At 68.5% G+C, this 18,943-nt stretch carries 14 protein-coding genes; 7 read left to right on the plus strand and 7 right to left on the minus strand.

The window, feature by feature from the left end; genetic code table 11:
• Positions 1-1,410: YncE family protein (locus tag RCH12_RS17735; protein WP_442784590.1), on the plus strand; the 1,410-nt coding region annotated here is incomplete at its 5' end.
• 110 nt (positions 1,411-1,520) lie between these two features.
• On the opposite strand, the gene RCH12_RS17740 is transcribed toward RCH12_RS17735, so the two are convergent.
• Genes RCH12_RS17740 through RCH12_RS17760 form a run of 5 tightly spaced genes read right to left on the minus strand, consistent with a single transcriptional unit; the run spans position 1,521 to position 7,869 of the window.
• Complete coding sequence (locus RCH12_RS17740) at positions 1,521-1,883, minus strand: hypothetical protein (RefSeq protein ID WP_327017771.1); 363 nt, start codon at positions 1,881-1,883, stop codon at positions 1,521-1,523.
• A gap of 48 nt (positions 1,884-1,931) precedes the next feature.
• On the minus strand, positions 1,932-3,482 hold the full coding sequence (locus RCH12_RS17745; protein WP_327017772.1) for an APC family permease: 1,551 nt from the start codon (positions 3,480-3,482) through the stop codon (positions 1,932-1,934).
• Between the two features lie 54 nt (positions 3,483-3,536).
• Positions 3,537-4,412: a universal stress protein gene (locus RCH12_RS17750; RefSeq protein WP_243399105.1), complete on the minus strand. Its 876-nt coding sequence runs from the start codon at positions 4,410-4,412 to the stop codon at positions 3,537-3,539.
• Positions 4,409-6,442, minus strand: coding sequence for a primary-amine oxidase (locus RCH12_RS17755; RefSeq protein WP_327017773.1), 2,034 nt, complete (start codon positions 6,440-6,442; stop codon positions 4,409-4,411). Before RCH12_RS17755 ends, RCH12_RS17750 begins: the two co-directional genes overlap by 4 nt.
• Positions 6,439-7,869, minus strand: a complete 1,431-nt coding sequence (locus tag RCH12_RS17760) for an aminobutyraldehyde dehydrogenase (RefSeq protein WP_327017774.1) — start codon at positions 7,867-7,869, stop codon at positions 6,439-6,441. The genes RCH12_RS17755 and RCH12_RS17760 overlap by 4 nt, the downstream gene beginning before the upstream one ends.
• 295 nt (positions 7,870-8,164) lie before the next feature.
• On the opposite strand from RCH12_RS17760, the gene RCH12_RS17765 reads away from it, so the two are divergent.
• From RCH12_RS17765 to RCH12_RS17785, 5 genes are all read left to right on the plus strand, one after another.
• Positions 8,165-9,544: an LLM class flavin-dependent oxidoreductase gene (locus tag RCH12_RS17765; protein WP_327017775.1), complete on the plus strand. Its 1,380-nt coding sequence runs from the start codon at positions 8,165-8,167 to the stop codon at positions 9,542-9,544.
• Between the two features lie 133 nt (positions 9,545-9,677).
• A complete protein-coding gene (locus tag RCH12_RS17770; RefSeq protein ID WP_327017776.1) occupies positions 9,678-10,592 on the plus strand; it encodes a VOC family protein in 915 nt (304 codons plus the stop codon).
• Entirely contained in the window at positions 10,589-11,254 is a 666-nt protein-coding gene (locus RCH12_RS17775) for an alpha/beta hydrolase (protein WP_327017777.1), read from the plus strand. Before RCH12_RS17770 ends, RCH12_RS17775 begins: the two co-directional genes overlap by 4 nt.
• Before the next feature lie 67 nt (positions 11,255-11,321).
• Positions 11,322-13,484 carry an ATP-dependent Clp protease ATP-binding subunit gene (locus RCH12_RS17780; RefSeq protein WP_103430779.1) on the plus strand — a complete coding sequence of 721 codons (2,163 nt, stop codon included), beginning with the start codon at positions 11,322-11,324 and terminating at the stop codon, positions 13,482-13,484.
• A gap of 115 nt (positions 13,485-13,599) precedes the next feature.
• Positions 13,600-15,228: a HAMP domain-containing sensor histidine kinase gene (locus tag RCH12_RS17785; RefSeq protein ID WP_327017778.1), complete on the plus strand. Its 1,629-nt coding sequence runs from the start codon at positions 13,600-13,602 to the stop codon at positions 15,226-15,228.
• On the opposite strand, the gene RCH12_RS17790 is transcribed toward RCH12_RS17785, so the two are convergent.
• A complete protein-coding gene (locus RCH12_RS17790; RefSeq protein WP_327017779.1) occupies positions 15,221-16,540 on the minus strand; it encodes an O-acetylhomoserine aminocarboxypropyltransferase/cysteine synthase family protein in 1,320 nt (439 codons plus the stop codon). The genes RCH12_RS17785 and RCH12_RS17790 overlap by 8 nt on opposite strands.
• Positions 16,537-17,712 carry a MalY/PatB family protein gene (locus RCH12_RS17795; protein WP_327017780.1) on the minus strand — a complete coding sequence of 392 codons (1,176 nt, stop codon included), beginning with the start codon at positions 17,710-17,712 and terminating at the stop codon, positions 16,537-16,539. The genes RCH12_RS17790 and RCH12_RS17795 overlap by 4 nt, the downstream gene beginning before the upstream one ends.
• Before the next feature lie 126 nt (positions 17,713-17,838).
• Here RCH12_RS17795 and RCH12_RS17800 point away from each other — a divergent pair, with 126 nt between their 5' ends.
• On the plus strand, positions 17,839-18,837 hold the full coding sequence (locus RCH12_RS17800; protein ID WP_327017781.1) for an ATP-grasp domain-containing protein: 999 nt from the start codon (positions 17,839-17,841) through the stop codon (positions 18,835-18,837).
• Positions 18,838-18,943 lie beyond the last annotated feature (106 nt).

The raw sequence follows: 18,943 nt of genomic DNA on the forward strand, positions 1-18,943 counted from the left end.
CTCGACGCCGTGACCGGCGAGTCGATCGGTGTGATCAACGGCACCGCGGATGCCTACTATGTGGCGGCGGACCCGGCGAACGGTCTGGTCTCCACGGTGTATTTCAGTGATGTCGCGGATGCCGTGAACATCGAGGCGTTCGACGTGGACAACTCGTTCGCGTCGCTCTGGGAGAAGACCAGCAGGGCCAGCCCGCGTCAGCTCGACGCGGACTCGACCAACGGCCTGCTCTACGTGGGTTACACCGGAACCGCCGCTGGATCCGGTGGGTTCTCGGTGCACGACCCCAAGACCGGTGAACTCCTGGCCGACAAGGCCGACCCGGCCTTCGGCAAGGACGGTTACGGAATCTCGGTCGACGAGGAGACCCAGCGGGTCTTCGTGTCCAACCGCGACTTCAGGCTCAACCCGCCCGGCTCCGAACTCACGGCGGTCGCCGTGACGGTGTCGCAGCGGGTCGGCGTCGCCGACCCGACGGACCCGACCGATCCGACCGATCCGACCGATCCGACGGATCCGACCGACCCGACCGAACCGGAGATCCCGTCCGGTCTGGACTACACGGCGGTTGCCATGGCCGCGATTCCGTCGGCGGCCGCCAACGCGGACCTCGACACCAAGCCCGTCGGCTCGGTGGTGGATTCCGACACCGGTCACCTGTTCGTGGGCAACGAGCAGCGTCCGGCCCGGGTGGTGGAGATCGACCCGGTCACCGACACCGTGGTGGCCACGCATGTGATCCCCGGCGGTACCGACGAGGGTGTGCGGGACGTGGCCATCGACACGGCGAAGGACGAGCTCTACGTCGCCTACGGTGCATCCTGGGCCGTCGTGAAACTCAGCGATGACACCCTGGTGCGTGGTCCGTTCAAGTTCTCGGGCAATGTGCGTGGCATGGACGTGGACCTGGCCGGCGGCCGGGTGTTCGGCACCACCCGCTCCACCGGGTTCGATGTGATGGATGCCGCCACCGGCGCCCTGATCCAGACGGTGACGACCGAGGGTGCCAACTGGCGCTCGCACGGCATCGCCTGGGACGCGGTGGCCGAGCGCATCTACCTGAGCAACTCGGATGTGTCCGGGGCGACGGCGTCGGTTCGGGTCTATGACCCGGCCACCTTCACGGTCGAGGCCGAGGTGCTGACCACAGCGGCGCCCGACCTGCGGAGCATCGCGGTCGACCCGATCGCCAAGCGTCTCTACCTGGGCCATCAGAGCGACGCGTTCGAGGCCAGCGGGGTGCTGGTGCTCTCCAGCACCGACCTGACCACGATCAAGGACTATCCGGGCACCGCCTACGGCAACAAGGTCTACGGCGTCTCGGTGGACTCGGCGAAGGGCGTGGTCTACGTCTCAGCTCGCGACAGGTTCCCCACCGGCCTGATCGCCCTGCACCGTTCGGAGAAGTAGCCGCCGGCCGGAAGCGCTCCAGCGGCTGTCCCTAGCGGCTGCACCCGGATAACGAAGGCCCCGCTGCGCAGGTGGCGGGGCCTTCGTCGTAAGGGAGCAGCTGACGGCACCTACATCGGAGCATGCTCAGAGAATTTGACGGCCTGCTGCACCGAGTCGATCCCGAGCACCAAGCACAACCAGACAGATGACAGCGCCAGAACCAGGATGACTGTCGCGGTCGTGGTCCGCCGCGCCTCACGAGGCATGGCACGCGCAGACAAGACGGATGCTGCTGCAGCCAGCGCCGGAATCACCAGCGACACAACCATGACCCCGACAAGGCCGGGAACCCGAGCGGCGTAATAGGAGCTCGGATAATCGTCGGGGTCAAAATTGAACCCGGCGACACCGGCAATGAATGTGGATGCCAGCGACAGGCAGAACAGCACGAGAGCCCAGCCCAGCCAGGTGTCACCGCTCCACTTCCCCATGGCAGACAGTCAACCACGGGCGAAACGGCGCCGATCCCGAGACAAGACTCACGCGTCGCGGGAGGTGCCCTTGGTCAGGGTCTTGCCCTGGAAGAAGGCCGGGTCGACCCGGCGCATGATGAGCATCAGGACAATGCCGGTGAGGAAGAGGACCATCGCGAGGATGAACACCAGGCCGACGCCGCCGATCTCCGAGCCGCTGCCGTACTCGGGATTGGTGCTGTCGATCAGGGTCGTGGCGAAGATCACGGCCAGGATGCTGCCGCCCAGCAGCGGGGCGAGCAGCTTGAGCAGGAACGCCCGGGTGCTGGAGAACACCTCGCGGCGGAAGAACCAGACGCAGGCGAACGCCGTGACGCCGTAGTAGAAGCAGATCATGATGCCCAGGGTGAGGATGGTGTCGGTGAGCACATCGGTGCTCAGCACCCGCATCACCGCGTAGAACCCCCAGGCCACCACACCGGCGATCACGGTCGCGAAGCCCGGCGACTTGAACCGCGGGCTGATCGAGGCGAACCGCTTGGGGAACGCCCGGTAGTGGCCCATCGAGAGCATCGTGCGGGCCGGGCCCACGAAGGTGGACTGCAGCGAGGCCGCCGAACTGGACAGCACGGCCAGTGACATCAGGATCGCGAACGGGCCCATCACCGGGCCGGCCAGCGCCGCGAAGACGTTGCCCTGGATGTCTTCGTTGCCCAGCCCCAGCTCGCCGGTGCCGACACCGGAGAACATCAGCGCCGACACCGCGACCAGGATGTACAGCACGAAGATGATGCCCACCGTGAGGGTCGCCGCCCGGCCCGGCGTCCGCGACGGGTCCTTGGTCTCCTCGTTCATGGTGAGCGTGACGTCCCAGCCCCAGTAGATGAAGATCGACAGCGACACCCCGGCGGCGAATGCCGAGAACGACGGGGTGAGGAACGGGTTGAACCAGCTGGCGCTGAAGCCGAGGGCGTCGAACGCGGTGCCGTCGGAGAAGTGGATGAGCGCCGCGACGCTGAACCAGATCAGCACGAGCAGCTGGAACGCGACGAGCACGTATTGCACCATTTTGGTGGCCTCCATGCCCCGATAGGAGACGTAACAGGCGCCGACCATGAAGATCAGACAGGTGAAGATGTTGATCCAGACGTTGCCGGCCAGGTCGGCCAGGCCGGGGTTGTCGAACAGCTGCGCGAGCATCAGGTAGAAGAAGTCCACGGCCACCCCGGCGAGGTTGGACAGCACCACCACCGTGGCCACGATCAGACCCCAGCCGCCCATCCAGCCCAGCCATGGCCCGAACGCGCGGGTCGCCCAGGTGAACGAGGTGCCGGCATCCGGCATGGCGTTGTTGAGTTCGCGGTAGCCGAGCGCCACGAGCAGCATCGGGATGAAGCCGACCATGAAGATCCCCGGCATCTGGGTGCCCACGGCCGCGACGGTGGGGCCGAGCGAGGCGGTGAGAGTGTACGCGGGGGCGATGCAGGAGATGCCGATCACGGTGGCGCCGAGGAGGCCAACGCTGCCGGCACTCAGGCCCTTGGCGGACAGCCCGCCGGCGCTGGATGAGGTGGAGGTGGGGGCCGGCGTGGCGCCGGAGGCGGATGACTGTGCCATGAACCTGTCCTTTGGTCGGATCAGCTACGGGTCGAAATCAGCGAGCGGGTTGGATCAGGTGCGGGTGGCCGAGGTCGGGACGACGACGAGCGGCACCGGCAGGGCGTGCAGCATGCGGTGGGCGGTGATGCCGAGGAAGATCGTGCGCGGCGCGGCCAGCCGGCTTGAGCCGACGAACGCGAGCTCGTCGGGCCGCCAGTCGAGGGCCTCGACCGCGTCTTCGACGCTCTTGCCGGTGCCGACCTCGGTCGTGATGACGCCGTGGCTGGTCGAGTGCCGCTCGTAGTAGGCGAGCACGGCGTCGAGGTGGGCGGTGCTGCCGGCGGCGGCCGGTGACTGCTTCTCGCGGGCCGCGTCGACCTCCACCAGGGTCACGAAGCGCAGGTCCACGCTCAGCCCGTCGGAGAATGCCACCAGCGAGTCGAGCAGGGCTTCCCAGCCGGGCCGGGTACCGATGGCGCAGGTGATCCGGGTGAGCTGGGCCGGCGCGCGGTACCCGTGTGGGGCGAGGGCAACGGGTACGGGGGAGGCATGCAAGAGGGCGTTGGCGACGCTGCCGATGGTGAACCTGTTGAACAGTCCGCCGCGGGCGGCGCCCACCACGATCCGGTCGGAATCGAGGTCTGCGCTGGCCTGGATCAGGCCCTCGGAGGTGGAGTCGGCCCAGAGCAGATGGGTCGTGGCCGTGACATCGGCGGGCACCCAGCCGGCGGCCTGCTCGAGCCACTTCGTGGCCTGGTCGGCCAGGAGAACCTCGAAGTCGCTGCTCGCGGCGTGGATCTTCGCCGGGGCCGCGGTGACGCGCTGCAGCACCAGGCAGATGCGCAGTTCGGCCGCGGTGATCCTGGCCATCGCGATGCCCAGCTCGAGGGCCTCGCGGCCTTGGGCGGTGGCCTCGTACGCCACCACGTAGTTCGGTACTCGCGTCACGCTGTTCTCCTTGGTTCCGTGGCCGGCGCATCCGTGCTGTGTTCGTCGGTGCTGTGTTCATGGCTGCTGTGCTGATGGCTGCTGTGCTCGTGTCGGTGGTCGGCCATCCCACCGTGCTCCATGTCCGGGGCGCAGTGCGCGGCGCTCGGTTCCACGTCGAGCGACGGGTTGCGGTCGAAGAAGCCCACCGGCTTCAGCCAGAACGACACGATGTCGGCCGGCATCACCGGCCATTCCTCCGGCCGGGTGATGTGATGGATGCCGAAGGTGTACCAGAGCACCACGTCGGTGTCGCGTACGGCCCGGCCGGCCTGGATCCACTCGGGCAGACCGTGGTCGACGCCGCTCTGGTTCACGAACTCGCCGCAGGGCCAACGCTGGGCGTCGTCGTTGGGGGTGACCCACACCGTGTGGCCGATCACCTGAGCCCGGGTGAGGGCCGGGGCTTCGGGGTGGAAGAACGACGGGATGGCGCCGCCCGGCACGAGCTTGTACGACACCGGGGTGCCGAGCCCGTTCAGGGTCTGCTCGTTGACCACCTTCCAGGCCCGCTGGGTTTTCCAGTCGAAGTCGTCGAAGCCCTCGGTCTCGATCGGGGTGTTCTGTTGGGTGAGTGCCAGCCCGAGCGGGTTCTGGGCGTCGATCGGTTCGATGCGGGTCTCGCTGCGGTACACGGTGTTGGCCGGGCCGTCGATGTCGAGGTCCATCCGGGCCACGATGAAGTGCTGGTGGAACGGCGCGTAGGTGCGCTCGTCGACGAGGGTGCCGTTGGGGTGCGGCTGGCCGGGCTCGAGGTGGGTGACCACCATGATGCCGGTGGCGCGCACCTCACACTCGATGTTGCCGTCCTGGTAGAACCGCCAGTAGACGAGGTACTCGTAGTTGGCCACGGTCACGTGGAACGACACCACCAGCCGGCGCATCCGGCGCACCTCCGCGCCGCCGTCGTGGTCGACGTGCTTCCAGAGCACGGCGTTGTCTTCCTCGTGGATGCAGAAGGCATTGGGGATCGAATACGGCTCGCCGGCACTGTTGTGCAGCACGGCGTCGAGGTAGCGGATCTCGCCCAGGCAGTCGCAGCCGAGCTCCAGCGAGGTGGTCATGAACCCCAGGCCCCACTCGCCGATGTCGAACGCGGTGCGGCGGAAGTGGTCGACGCTCGGGTCGCGGTACGGCACCACCATCTCGGCGAACGAGAGCCGGTTGGCGATCGGGCGCTCGCGGCCTGCATCCGTATAGGTCACCCTGTGCAGCGTCATGCCCTCGCGGTAGTTGAATCCCACTCGAAGCGACCAGTTCTGCCACTGCACCAGGTTGCCGTCCACGCTGAAGCTCGGGCCCTCCGGCTGCACGATGTCCAGCGGCTTCAACGGCGGCCTCGTGCTCGCGGTGCGGATGCGCTCCGGGACCAGGTGCGGCACGTACTCGCCCATCACGCTCGGCGGGTCCACGGCGAAGGTGTCCTCGATTTCGAGCAGGTTCATGGTGTTCACGTCGATCACGAAGTGCAGCCCGCTGACCGGTCCCGCGTAGGGGTTGGCGCCGGCGCCGCTGCGCACCCAGACATCGGCCCAGCCCAGGCGCAGGCCGCGGTAGACGTCGGGGATCACGGCGTCGCCGTAGGTCCAGGTGTCGATGAAGACGTTCTCGAGGTCAGTGATGCCGCGTTTGGCCAGTGCGGCCACGACCTCCGGATGCGCCCGCAGCGCCGCGTCGGCCTCTTCCCACTCATCGACGGTGAAGTTGGCCTGCACACCCACCACCTGACCCCACTCGAGCAGGGCGTCGGTGTCCAGCGACACCACCGCCACCCAGGTGTGGTTCTGGGCGCGATGCAGCACCACCAGACGTGCCCGGCGCTCCGGGGCGACACCGGTGGCCTCGAATTCATTGATGGCCGCCTTGGCCGGCTCGACGAGTTCGATCGAGGCGAACCGCCAGCCCGCACCCACGCCGTGCTCACGGGCGAGTATGGCCGCCGCCTGGGTGAACTCGGGGCCGGTCAGGGGGTCGAGAGGATGGGAGTTCATTCGAGTGCGCTCATCACGTGCTTGATGCGGGTGTAATCCTCGACGCCGTACATGGACAGGTCCTTGCCGTAGCCGGAGTACTTGAAACCGCCGTGCGGCATCTCGGCGGTGAGCAGGATGTGCGTGTTGATCCAGACGGCACCGAAGTCGAGGTCGCGGGAGACCCGCAGGGCCCGGGCATGATCGCGGGTCCAGACGCTCGAGGCCAGCGCGTAGCGCACGTCATTGGCCATGGCGACGGCCTCCTCCTCGGTGCCGAAGCTCTGCACCGTGATCACCGGGCCGAATGTCTCGTCCTGCACGATCGCATCCGTCTGGCGCACCTGCGTGACCACGGTGGGTTCGAAGAAGAAACCCTCTTCACCCACCCGGTGGCCGCCGGTGCTGATCACCGCGTGCGCCGGCAGGCCCTCCACCTTCTCCACCACGTCGGTGAAGTGACGGATGTTGTTGAGCGGCCCGAAGTAGTTGTCGGCGTCATCGGCGGACCCGGTGATGCGCAGCTCGGCCTCGGCCGTGAACGCGCCCACGAACTCGTCGTGGATGGACTCGTGCACGAGCACCCGGGTAATGGCCGTGCAGTCCTGGCCGGCGTTGTAGAAGGAGAAGTCGGCGATCGCCGAGGCGACCTTGGCCACGTCGACGTCACCGAACACCACGGCGGGCGCCTTGCCGCCGAGCTCCAGGTGAGCGCGCTTGAGGGTGTGCGCGGCGCCGGCCGCCACGGCCATGCCCGCGCGCACGCTGCCGGTGATCGAGACCAGGCCGGGCACCGGATGCTCGACGATGAACGCACCGGTGCTGGCATCGCCGAGCACGATGTTCATCACGCCGTCCGGCAGGATGCCCTGGCTGATCCGGGCGAGTTCGAGGGTGGATTCAGGGGTGGTGTCGCTGGGCTTGAGCACGAGGGTGTTGCCCACGGCCAGGGCCGGACCGATCTTCCAGATGGCCATGAGGAAGGGGAAGTTCCACGGGGTGACCTGCCCCACCACCCCGATCGGTTCGCGGCGCACCCAGGAGGTCATGCCCTCGAGGTACTCGCCGGCCGACTTGCCCTCGAGTAGTCGGGCGGCGCCGGCGAAGAAACGCAACTGGTCGGCCCCGGCGGCCACCTCGTCGGCGGCGATGGTGGCGCGCGGCTGGCCGGTGTTGCGGTGCTGAGCCTCCACAATCGCGTCGCTGTTGGCCTCGACGGCGTCGGCCAGCCGCAGCAGCGCCAACTGCCGTTCGCCCGGGGTCTTCCGGCTCCAGCCGGGGAAGGCGGCCTTGGCGGCGCGCATGGCGTCGTCGACGTCGCCCGCAGTGGAGATCGGCGCCCGGGCCACGATCGTCCCGGTCGTCGGATTCACGATGTCCAGCAGCGCGGAGCCCGTCGGTGTCACGAAGTTGCCATTGATGAAATTGGACAGTAGCGCGGTGCTCACGGGACTCCTCTTCGATGAGTGGTCATGCGGTGCGCGGCCCCCGGTGGCGTTGGCCTTCTCGGGGCATTGCCAGGGCGTTGCCGGGCCAGTATGGCACCTGGCCGGGAGAAAAGGCACCCCCATTCGTTCGGAGCCGGCCGCCGCGCCGGTCTTCTCGACCGTGCGCGCGGGTGCAGGATCTTGCACGCACGGATCGCCCGGTGTGGGCGGCTCGAAGATGCTGCGCCGCATCCCACTGTGACGTCGTGTTTCGTGCAGGGATGTGATCGGGCCGCGAAGAGGTGAGCATTGATCCATGCCCAGACAGATTCGCTTCAATGCCTTCGACATGAACTGCGTCGCCCACCAGTCCTCCGGCCTGTGGCGCCACCCCGACGACAGGTCGCAGAGCTACACTGACCTCGGCTACTGGACCGAGCTTGCCAAGCTGCTCGAGAAGGGCCGCTTCGACGGCATCTTCCTCGCCGACGTCCTCGGCACCTACGACGTCTACGGCGGCACCAACGAGGCGGCGATCCGCAATGGGGCGCAGATCCCCGTCGCCGACCCGCTCCTGGTCATTCCCGCAATGGCATATGTCACGGAGCACCTCGGATTCGGTGTCACCGCCGGCACCGCCTACGAGCACCCGTACCCCTTTGCGCGCCGCATGTCCACGCTCGACCACCTCACCAAGGGCCGGGTCGGCTGGAACGTGGTCACCGGCTACCTGCCCTCCGCCGCACGCAACATGGGCAACGAAGACCAGCTCGAGCACGACGACCGCTACGACTACGCCGACGAGTACCTCGAGGTGTTGTACAAGCTGTGGGAGGGGTCCTGGGAGGACGACGCCGTGGTGCGCGACACCGAGACCGGTGTCTTCACCGACCCGAGCAAGGTGCACTCCATCAATCACTCCGGCACGCACTTCCAGGTGCCGGGCATCCACCTTTCCGAGCCGAGCCCGCAGCGCTCACCCGTGATCTACCAGGCCGGTGCCTCCAGCCGCGGCATCGCGTTCGCTGCCGGCAACGCCGAGGCGATCTTCGTGGCCGCGTCCACCAAGGCCGTTCTCACGGGCACCGTCACCAAGATCCGCGATGCCCTCGAGGCGGCCGGCCGGGACAGGTACTCGGCCAAGATCTACACGCTGCTCACGATCATCACCGACGAGACGAGCGAGAAGGCTCAAGCCAAGTACCTCGACTACCTCAGCTACGCCAGCGAGGAGGGTGCCCTGGTCTTCATGTCGGGCTGGATGGGCGTCGACCTGTCCGGCTATGCGCTCGACGAGCCGATCGGCAACGTCAAGAGCAACGCCATCCAGTCCACGGTCGCCAACTTCCAGGCAGCGAACCACGACGGTTCCGAATGGACCGTCGGCGACATCGCCCGGGCCGGCGCCATCGGCGGCCTCGGCCCGTTCATCGTGGGCTCCGGCGTCGAGATCGCCGACCAGCTCGAGGAGTGGGCGGCCGAGACCGACGTGGACGGGTTCAACCTCGCCTACGCCATCACGCCGGGCACCTTCGAAGACGTGGTCACCTGGGTGGTGCCGGAGCTGCAGAAGCGGGGCGTCTACCCCACCGAGTACACCGAGGGCACCCTGCGGCAGAAGCTGCACGGCCGTGGCGACCGCCTGCCCGACGAGCACCACGGCGCGAACTTCCGCGTCGGCGTGCCCGTCGCCTGACCGCCGAGCTGCCCCTCTGCGGACGAGTTGCCCCGGTGTAGCCGGGCAACTTGGCCGCTCCAGGGCAACTCGTGGAGGAATGTGCAGTATAGTTGTAGCTACAAGCATTTCGTAGCGAGACCGGGAGCCAACCATGAGCGACACAGCACGCGAGCAGATCCTCAACGCCGACACGTCAATGGGCGCGGTGACCCTGCGGGTCGGTGACCTCGAGACCATGTCTGACTACTACTCCCGGGCCTTCGCGATGGAACCCCTCGAGGAGCGCAGCCGCAATCGTGAGGTGCACCGCGTGCTCGGCCGGGGAACGACGCCGCTGGTGCGGCTCATCCACACCCCGGACCTGCCCGGCGTCGACCCGCGCCAGGCCGGCCTGTTCCACACCGCGTTCCTCTTCGAGACACCCGGCAGCCTCGCGGCGACGGTCTACCGCGCCGCGCAGGACCCGCGCAGCATCTTCATCGGCTCCAGCGACCACCTCGTGAGCGAGGCGTTCTACTTCACCGACCCGGAGGGCAACGGCGTCGAGCTCTACACCGACCGGGACCGCAGCACCTGGATCCACGACGGCGAACAGATCCGGATGGCCACCGAGTACCTCGACCCCAACGCCTACCTGCAAGGTCACCTCGACCAGGCGATCCTCGATGCCGGTCCCGCCCTGCCCGGTGCGGTCGGGCACGTGCACCTGCAGGTCGGTGACATCCAGACGGCGCGGGCGTTCTACGTCGACGCGCTCGGCTTCGAGGCCACCCAGGGCAGTTACCCGGGCGCGCTCTTCGCCTCCGCGGGTGGCTACCACCACCACATCGCCATGAACACCTGGAACAGCCGTGGCTCCGGCCCCCGCGCGGCGAGCCTCGGCCTCGGTGACGTGGCCGTGACGGTGCCCACCGTCGCTGACCTGCAGTCTCTCACCGCCCGCCTCACCGCCCGGTCGATCCCGTTCGCCGGAGACGGCCGCTCCGTGACGGTCGCCGACCCGTGGGGCACCCAGGTCACCGTGGCGCTCCCCGACCTCAGCACCGACGAGCTGATCGCCCGATGACCCCGCAGCTGCGGGATGTGCGCTCGTCCGCCTGGCCGGCCGACGGCACCACCGAACCCGCGGTCGCGCTGCTCCTGCACGGCTACGGTTCGAACGAACACGACCTGACCGGCCTGATCCCGGCGTTCGGGCTCGCCCTGCCGTGGGCGTCACTGCGCGCGCCGCTCGAACTCGGCACCGGCGGCGCGGCCTGGTTCCCGATCACCACGCCCGGAAACCCCGACGCCCGGCCTGTCGCCGAGGCCACCGAGACGATCTGGGCCTGGGTCGATGCGAACCTGGCTCCCGGCACCCGGGTGATCCCGATCGGGTTCTCGCAGGGCGGCCTGATGGCCAGCCAGCTACTGCGTACCCGGCCCGAGCGGGTGCTCGCCCCCGTCGTGCTCGGTGGCTTCGTCCTGGCTGCAGAGCAGCCCGGCGACGCGACCCTCGCCGAGACCCGCCCGGCCGTCTTCTGGGGTCGCGGGGCCGAGGACCGGGTCATCGGTGAGGCCGCGATCACGCGCACCAGCGCCTACCTGCCGCAGCACTCCACCCTGGTCGAACGCGTCTACCCGGGCCTCGCCCACGGCATCGACGCCACCGAGGCCGGCGACGTGCGCGACTTCCTCGCTCTGCAGGCGGCCCGAAAGCCGGCCCCCACGAAGTCGGCGCCCCGGTAGCGCATCCGCCACCTCCAGTCTAAACTTGAGCCGAGTCCACTCAAGTATTCGCGAAGGATGATTTTTGATGGCCAATATGCAGGGCGCCCCGGGCACCGACGAGAAGCAGAAGACCGCGCTGGAACAGTACGGCGTGAACCTCACCGACATTGCCCGCAGCGGCAAGCTCGACCCCGTGATCGGCCGTGACGCCGAGATCCGCCGGGTGAGCCAGGTGCTCACCAGGCGCACCAAGAACAATCCAGTGCTGATCGGCGAGCCCGGCGTTGGCAAGACCGCCGTGGTGGAAGGCCTGGCCCAGCGCATCGTCGCCGGTGACGTGGCCGACTCGCTCAAGGACAAGCAGCTGGTGTCGCTCGACCTGGCCGCGCTGGTGGCCGGCGCCAAGTACCGCGGCGAGTTCGAGGAACGCCTGAAGGCCGTGCTCAAGGAGATCAACGACGCCGACGGCCAGATCATCACCTTCGTCGACGAGCTGCACACCCTCATGGGCGCCGGCGGTGGCGAGGGCTCGGTGGCGGCATCGAACATGCTCAAGCCCATGCTGGCCCGTGGTGAACTGCGCCTGATCGGCGCCACCACCCTGAACGAGTACCGCGAGTTCATCGAAAAGGATGCCGCGCTCGAGCGCCGGTTCCAGCCGGTGATGGTGGACGAACCGAGCGTCGAGGACACCGTCGCCATTCTCCGCGGGCTCAAGGAGCGTTACGAGGCGCACCACAAGGTCTCGATCGCGGATGCCGCGCTCGTCGCCGCGGCATCCCTCTCGAACCGGTACATCACCGCCCGGCAGCTGCCGGACAAGGCCATCGACCTGATCGACGAGGCCGCCAGCCGGCTGCGGATGGAAATCGACTCCGCCCCGGTGGAGATCGATGAGCTGCGCCGCAGCGTGCAACGGCTCGAACTTGAAGAGCTGGCGCTGAAGAAGGAGAAGGACGACGCTTCCAAGGCGCGTCTGGAGAAGCTGCGCGAGGACCTCGCCGAACGCAAGGTCAGGCTCGGCGACTTGCAGGCCCGCTGGGATCAGGAGCGGTCCTCGCTCAACCGCATCGGTGACCTGAGGAAGCGCCTCGACGACGCTCGTAGCCAGGCCGAGGTGGCCGAACGCGCCGGCAACCTGGAGAAGGCGTCCCGGCTGCTCTACGGCGACATCCCGGTGATCCAGCGTGAGCTCGCCGAGGCCGAGCAGACCGAGCAGGAGGGCGCCCGGATGGTCGGCGACCAGGTGACGGCGGAGGACATCGCCGCGGTGGTCGCCGCCTGGACCGGAATCCCGGTGGGCCGGTTGCTGCAGGGCGAGACCGACAAGCTGCTGAACCTCGAGGGTGAACTCGGCCACCGGCTGATCGGCCAGAAGCGGGCCGTGCGGGCCGTGGCCGATGCGGTGCGCCGGTCACGCGCCGGCATCTCCGACCCCGACCGGCCCACCGGCTCGTTCCTGTTCCTCGGCCCCACCGGCGTGGGCAAGACCGAGCTGGCCAAGGCGCTCGCCGAGTTCCTCTTCGATGACGAGAAAGCCATGGTGCGCATCGATATGAGCGAGTACGGCGAGAAGTTCTCCGTCTCCCGACTGGTCGGCGCCCCTCCCGGGTACATCGGGTACGAACAGGGCGGCCAGCTCACCGAAGCCGTGCGGCGCCGGCCCTATTCGGTGATCCTCTTCGACGAGGTGGAGAAGGCGCACCCCGAAGTGTTCGACGTGCTGCTGCAGGTGCTCGACGACGGCCGACTCACGGACGGCCAGGGCCGTACCGTCGACTTCCGCAACACGATCCTGGTGCTCACCTCCAACCTCGGTTCGCAGTACCTCGTCGACCCCAGCCTCAGCACCTCGGAGAAGGAGGAGGCCGTGCAGCAGATGGTGCGGCAGGCCTTCAAGCCCGAGTTCGTGAACCGGCTCGACGACATCGTGGTGTTCTCGTCGCTCTCCACCGACGACCTCGCCCAGATCGTGGAACTCTACGTCGACAGGCTGCAGCGCCGCCTGAGCGAACGCCGGCTCGAGCTGGCCGTGACCCCGGATGCCCGCTCCTGGCTGGCCGAACGCGGCTACGACCCGATCTACGGGGCCCGGCCGTTGCGGCGGCTGATGCAGACCGAGATCGACGACAGGCTGGCCACGGCGCTGCTGAACGGCAGCATCCGCGACGGTGAGACGGTTCTGGTCGACCTCGCCGAGGACGGCGACTCGCTGACCGTGGCCGTCGCCCCGATCGGGCACGCCTGAAAACCCGCGCAGAATTGGTCCCCGAACACGGCTAATTCAGCCTGTCGACCTGCTTGAATTCAGGGGAGGGCTGGCAACTGAGCCTAAGACGCCTCGCGAACGTGAGGATCGCCGAGTGACGCAGACAATGGGTGGTCTCGTGCCGATGGATCGGCCGCCGAGTATCCGCGAGTTCCCCTTGGCGCAGGCGCCGTTTCTGGCCGGTGTGGCGGTTCTCCTGGGCTTCGTGCTGGCCGGCCGGCCGGAGGCCCTTCTCGAAACGGGTTTCCAGGTGGGCCTGGGCTTGGCCGTCGTCGCCACCCTGCTGGGCCTGTTGGTGCCCTGGCCGCGGTTCGGGCACGAGTGGCTGGTCATCGTTCCGTTGCTCGACGTCGTCGTGGTCGCGTTCCTCCGTGACGGGGTGCGCGACACCTTCCCCGCCGTGGGGATGCTCGTAGTGTTGCCCGTGCTCTGGCTGGCTTACGGCTTCGCCTGGTGGGCGCTGGGCCTGGCCCTGGTCGGGGCGGTGTTCGTGAGCGGCCTTCCGTTGGTGCAGGCCGGTGGTTTTCCCACCGACGCCGTCGGCTGGGGAGCGGTGCTGCTCCTGCCCATCATCACCGCGTTCATCGCCGTCGCCGCCCGCATCGCCGCCAACGCGCTGCGGGCTCAGCAACGCGAGCTCGTGACGGTGTCCGGCGAGCTGCGCACAGCCCTGCTCGAGGCAACCGACCGGCAGGCCACCTTCGAAGCGGTGATGGAGACCGTGGATGCCGGCATCGAGCTCTACAACCCGCAGGGCGAGGTGATCCTGAGCAACGCCGCCGCCCGGGCCCTCGCCCTGCGCACCGACTCGGCCACCGGCTCCTACGGCCGGGATGCGTCGCTGGTCTTCGACGTGGACCGCACCACCCTGGTCGCCCTCGACGACCAGATCGCCGCCAGGGCCATGCGCGGCGACCTCGTCGCCGGCCGGGTGTACTGGGTCGGCGGTGACGACGACCAGAGCGCCATCATCGCGTCCTCCGGTGTGGTCGAACGTGAGTCAGGGTATCCGCTCGGCACCGTCGTGGTGGCCACCGACGTGACCCCGCTGGTGGAGGCGATCGCCGTGCGTGACGGCTTTCTCGCCACGGTGTCGCACGAGCTGCGCACCCCGCTGACCTCGATCATCGGCTACCTGGGCCTGATCGACGCCGAGAAGCTCGGCATCACCATGGAGGTCAGCGTGATCGAGCGCAACGCCGAGCGGCTGCTCTCGGTGATCGCGCAACTGCTCAGCGCCACCGAAGGCCAGCCGCCGATTCACCGGGTCGACTGCGACCTCGGCGGGATCCTGCGCTCCAGCCTGGGCACCGCCCGGCAGCGCGCGCAGAGCGCCGGCATCACCATCAGCGCCCACGACGACGCCGCGGTGATCGCCAGGGTGGACCCGCTGGCGATCGAGCAGGCCATCGACAACCTGCTCGCCAACGCCATCAAGTTCTCCCGGCCGGGGGGCTCGGTCTCGCTCAGCGTCGACCACGACGGCACGCATGCGGTGGTGCGGGTCGCCGATGACGGCATCGGCCTCAGCGCCGAGGATCAGCGACAGGTGTTCGACAGGTTCTTCCGGGCCCGCAACTCCACCGAACTGGCCATCCCCGGCATGGGCCTGGGCCTGGCGATCGTCCGGGCCGTGGTGCACGCCCACCAGGGCACCGTGCAGGTCTCCAGTGTGCTCGGCGAGGGCAGCACCTTCACGGTGCGCCTGCCGCTGGTCAGCTGAGCGCGCGGTCCAGGTCGGCGATGAGGTCGGCCACGGCTTCGATACCCACCGAGAGGCGGATCAGGCCGGGGCCGATGCCCAGGCGCTCCCGCAACTCCTGACTGAACGAGGCGTGCGTCGACGTGGCGGGGTGCAACGCCATCGACCGGGTGTCGCCGATGTTGGTCATGTGGCTGATCACCCGCAGCCGGTCGAGGAACCGGCCCGCCCCGGCTTCGCCGCCCCGCACGGTGAACGAGAACACCGAGCCGCTCCGGCCGCCGTAGAGCCGCTGGGCGAGGTCGAAAGCCGGATTGTCGGGCAGGCCGGCGTAGTCGACGCTGTGCACACCCGGATGCTCGGCCAGCCAGGCCGCGATGGCCAGCGAATTCGACAGGTGCCGTTCCATCCGCAGCGACAGCGTCTCGATGCCCTGGTGCAGCAGGAACGAGTTGAACGGGCTCAGCGCCGGGCCGATGTCGTTGACGACGGCTTCGCGGGTTGCCCGCGCATAGGCCGTGCGCCCGAACTTCTCGGCGATGGACGGCAGGCCCGCCGCCGACTGCGTGATCAGCGGGTACTCCCGGTCGGTGGCGGCCCAGTCGAACCTGCCGCCGTCGACGATGGTGCCGGAGATCGCCGCGCCGTGGCCGCTGAGGAACTTGGTCGAGGAGTGCACGACGATGTCTGCGCCGTGCTCGAACGGCCGGATCAGGAACGGCGACGCTATCGTGTTGTCGACCACGAACGGGATGCCGTGCCGGTGTGCGACCGCGGCGACCCGGCCGATGTCGACGATGTCGTTCTTCGGGTTGGGGATGGTCTCGCTGAAGATGGCCTTGGTGTTGGGCCGGATGACCCGGTCCCACTCGTCGTCGTCGAATTCGTCCCAGACATAGTCGACCGTGACCCCGAACCGGGCGAAGCTGCGCCCGAAGAGGATGCGGGTGCCGCTGTAGATGCTCGCCGTGGAGACGATGTGATCACCTGACTGCGCGATCGACAGCAGTGCCGCGGTGATCGCGGCCTGGCCGGAGGCCACCACAATGGCCTCGGTGCCGCCCTCGAGGGAGGCGATCCTTCGCTCCGCGACCCCGCCGGACGGGTTGCGCTGCCGGGAGTAGATGAGACCGTCGGCCTCGCCGGCGAAGCGGGCCTTGGCATCCGTGAAGGAGTCGAACCTGAACCCCGCGGTCATGTTGATGGGCGAGATGCGGGCGCCGCTAGTGAGGTCGTCGTACTCGCCGGCGTGCACCTGGCGGGTGTCGAAGGCGTAGCCCTCCCAGTCGTACTCGGGCTGGGACGGACAGTCTGTGGGGGCGTCGAGGGTCACGGGGTCACTTTCAGTCGGTGCACGGCTGCGGCCATCTGCCGCACCGCCTGCTCGAGAATGGGGCGGGGCATGGCGAAGATCAGGCGGGCGTGGTTGGCGTACCCGGTGCCGCACAGGGCCCCGTCGGTGAGCGTGACCCCGGCCTCGGTGCGGAAGAAGTCGGCGATGGACCCCTCGAGACCCAACGCCGAACAGTCCAGCCAGGCGATGTAGGTGGCGTCCGGCAGCGAGTACCGCACCTCGGGCAGGTGCTCGTCGAGCAGGTCCCGCAGGGCCGTGCGGTTGCCGTCGAGGTAGGTGATCACCTCGGCCAACCAGTCTCTGCCGTCGGCGTATGCGGCGGTGGCGGCGATGACCCCCGGTGTCGACGCACCGTGCACCACGCTGAAGCCGTAGACCTGGTAGACCTCTTCGTCGGCCGGGTTGGAGGTGATGAACTGCGCGGTCTTGAGGCCGGGCAGGTTCCAGGCCTTGGAGGCCGAGGTGGCCGTGATGGTGTGCCGGGCCGTCTCGCGGGAGATCGACGCGTACGGGATGTGCGGGGTGCTGCCGTAGCGGAGCGGCGCGTGGATCTCGTCGGCGAAGACCCGGCCGTTGTGCCGCTCGACGACGTCGGCGATGGCTTCGAGCTCGGCCAGGGTCAGGGCCACGCCGGTGGGATTGTGCGGGTTGCAGAGCACGAGGGTGCGGGCGCCGGCATGGAACGCCGCGTCGATGCCGGCCAGGTCATGACTCCAGCGACCGTCGACGGCGTGGCCTGGAACCTCGAAGATCTTCCGGCCCAGGGTGGGCGTGAAGCTGAGGAACGGCATGTACGACGGGGTGGGGACGATGACGCCGCTGCCATCCGGCGAGAACCGGCGCACTGTCACGTCGAAGGCCGACATCACGTCGGACACCGGGTGGATGTTCTCCGGGGGCACGATCCAGCCGGAATCCTGCCGGAGCCAGTCCGCGGTGGCCTCGGCCATCAGCCGCGTCGTGGTGGGGGCGAGATAGCCCAGCTCGCCGGCGTTGACGGCTCGGTGCAGGGCGGCGGACACCGCGGGCGCCGTGCCGAAGTCCATCTCGGCCACCCAGGCGCCGATGGTGCCCGGGTGCAGGCTCCATTTGCGGCTGCTGGCACGGCTGAGCTCGTCACGAGTGATCTCGTCGAAACGTGAGGGAGTCATCGGGTACTTTCGCATCGAGCGTGCATGGGCCGTTTTCTGACCCTAGTAACCGGGCGGGGAGTGCGGAGGGACCTTTACGCCATGTGTCAGCGTGCGGGGACCGTCGTGACGTGGAAGGCTCGTCCCATGAGCCTTCTCCCCGCCACCCCCGTCGTCCACGTGCTGCACGAGAACCCGGACTGGTTCGGACCGTTCCAGGCCGCGTTCGAGGCGGCCGGGGTGCCGTACCGGGAATGGCTGCTCGTCGACGGTGTGCTCGACCTCGACGAGGCGCCGCCGGCCGGCATCTTCTGGTCGCGGATCAGCGCGTCGGCGCACACCCGCGGGCACGGCCTGTCGAAGGACTACACCCGCAGCGTGCTGAACTGGCTGGAGGCGTACGGCGCCCGCACCGTGAACGGCCGCCGCACCATCGAACTCGAGGTGAGCAAGGTCGATCAGCTCACCCGGCTGCGCGCGCAGGGCTTCGACGTGCCGCGCACCCGCGTGGTCGTCGGCACGCACCGGCTCGCCGAAGCGGCAGCGGACTTCCCCACTCCGTTCATCACCAAGCACAACCAGGGCGGCAAGGGCCTGGGCGTGCAGAAGTTCGACAGCGCCGCCGAATTGGCGGCGGCAATTGCGGCCGGCGAGTACGCGGAACCCGAGGACGGCATCTCGCTGCTGCAGGAGTTCGTGGTGTCAGCGCACGCCGAGGTCACCCGGGTCGAGATCGTGGGCGACGAGTTCATCTACGCGATCACCGCCGACACCGCCCGCGGCGGCTACCAGCTCTGCCCCGCGGATGCCTGTGCCATCGACCCGACCACCGGTGCGCTGTTGTTGCCGCCAGGGGCCACCATCATGCCGGAGGCCGGGCAGCAGATCTTCGCGCTGCGGGAGGGGTTCGAGCACCCGATCGTCGACCGGTACCGGGACTTCCTGCGCACAGAGGGCATCGAGATCGCCGGGATCGAGTTCATCGAAACCGCCGACGGCCGGGTGGTGACCTACGACGTGAACACCAACACCAACTACAACGCAGAGATCGAGGCCGTCGCGCCGAGAAGCGGCCCCGGCGCGATCGTGGCCTACCTGGCCGGGGTGCTCGCCGCGTCCTACCCACAGGTCGGGGCCCGGCCCTAACCTGCCCCCGTCGTCGGTCGAGCTTGTCAGTGATGATGGATGTGGGGTCGGGTTGGTCTGACTCAGAGCTTGTCCGACGCCTTGGCTGTCTTTGTCTCGATGCGTC

This window comes from Cryobacterium sp. MP_3.1, from assembly GCF_035984795.1.
In the GTDB taxonomy this organism is placed as follows: domain Bacteria; phylum Actinomycetota; class Actinomycetes; order Actinomycetales; family Microbacteriaceae; genus Cryobacterium; species Cryobacterium zongtaii.

Bases quoted from the DNA above. Each gene is read 5' to 3' on its own strand.
- RCH12_RS17770 (WP_327017776.1), top strand. From the start codon at position 9,678: ATGAGCGACACAGCACGCGAGCAGATCCTCAACGCCGACACGTCAATG.
- RCH12_RS17745 (WP_327017772.1), bottom strand. From the start codon at position 3,482: ATGGCACAGTCATCCGCCTCCGGCGCCACGCCGGCCCCCACCTCCACC.
- RCH12_RS17780 (WP_103430779.1), top strand. From the start codon at position 11,322: ATGGCCAATATGCAGGGCGCCCCGGGCACCGACGAGAAGCAGAAGACC.
- RCH12_RS17740 (WP_327017771.1), bottom strand. From the start codon at position 1,883: ATGGGGAAGTGGAGCGGTGACACCTGGCTGGGCTGGGCTCTCGTGCTG.
- RCH12_RS17800 (WP_327017781.1), top strand. From the start codon at position 17,839: ATGAGCCTTCTCCCCGCCACCCCCGTCGTCCACGTGCTGCACGAGAAC.
- RCH12_RS17765 (WP_327017775.1), top strand. From the start codon at position 8,165: ATGCCCAGACAGATTCGCTTCAATGCCTTCGACATGAACTGCGTCGCC.
- RCH12_RS17795 (WP_327017780.1), bottom strand. From the start codon at position 17,712: ATGACTCCCTCACGTTTCGACGAGATCACTCGTGACGAGCTCAGCCGT.
- RCH12_RS17755 (WP_327017773.1), bottom strand. From the start codon at position 6,442: ATGAACTCCCATCCTCTCGACCCCCTGACCGGCCCCGAGTTCACCCAG.
- RCH12_RS17775 (WP_327017777.1), top strand. From the start codon at position 10,589: ATGACCCCGCAGCTGCGGGATGTGCGCTCGTCCGCCTGGCCGGCCGAC.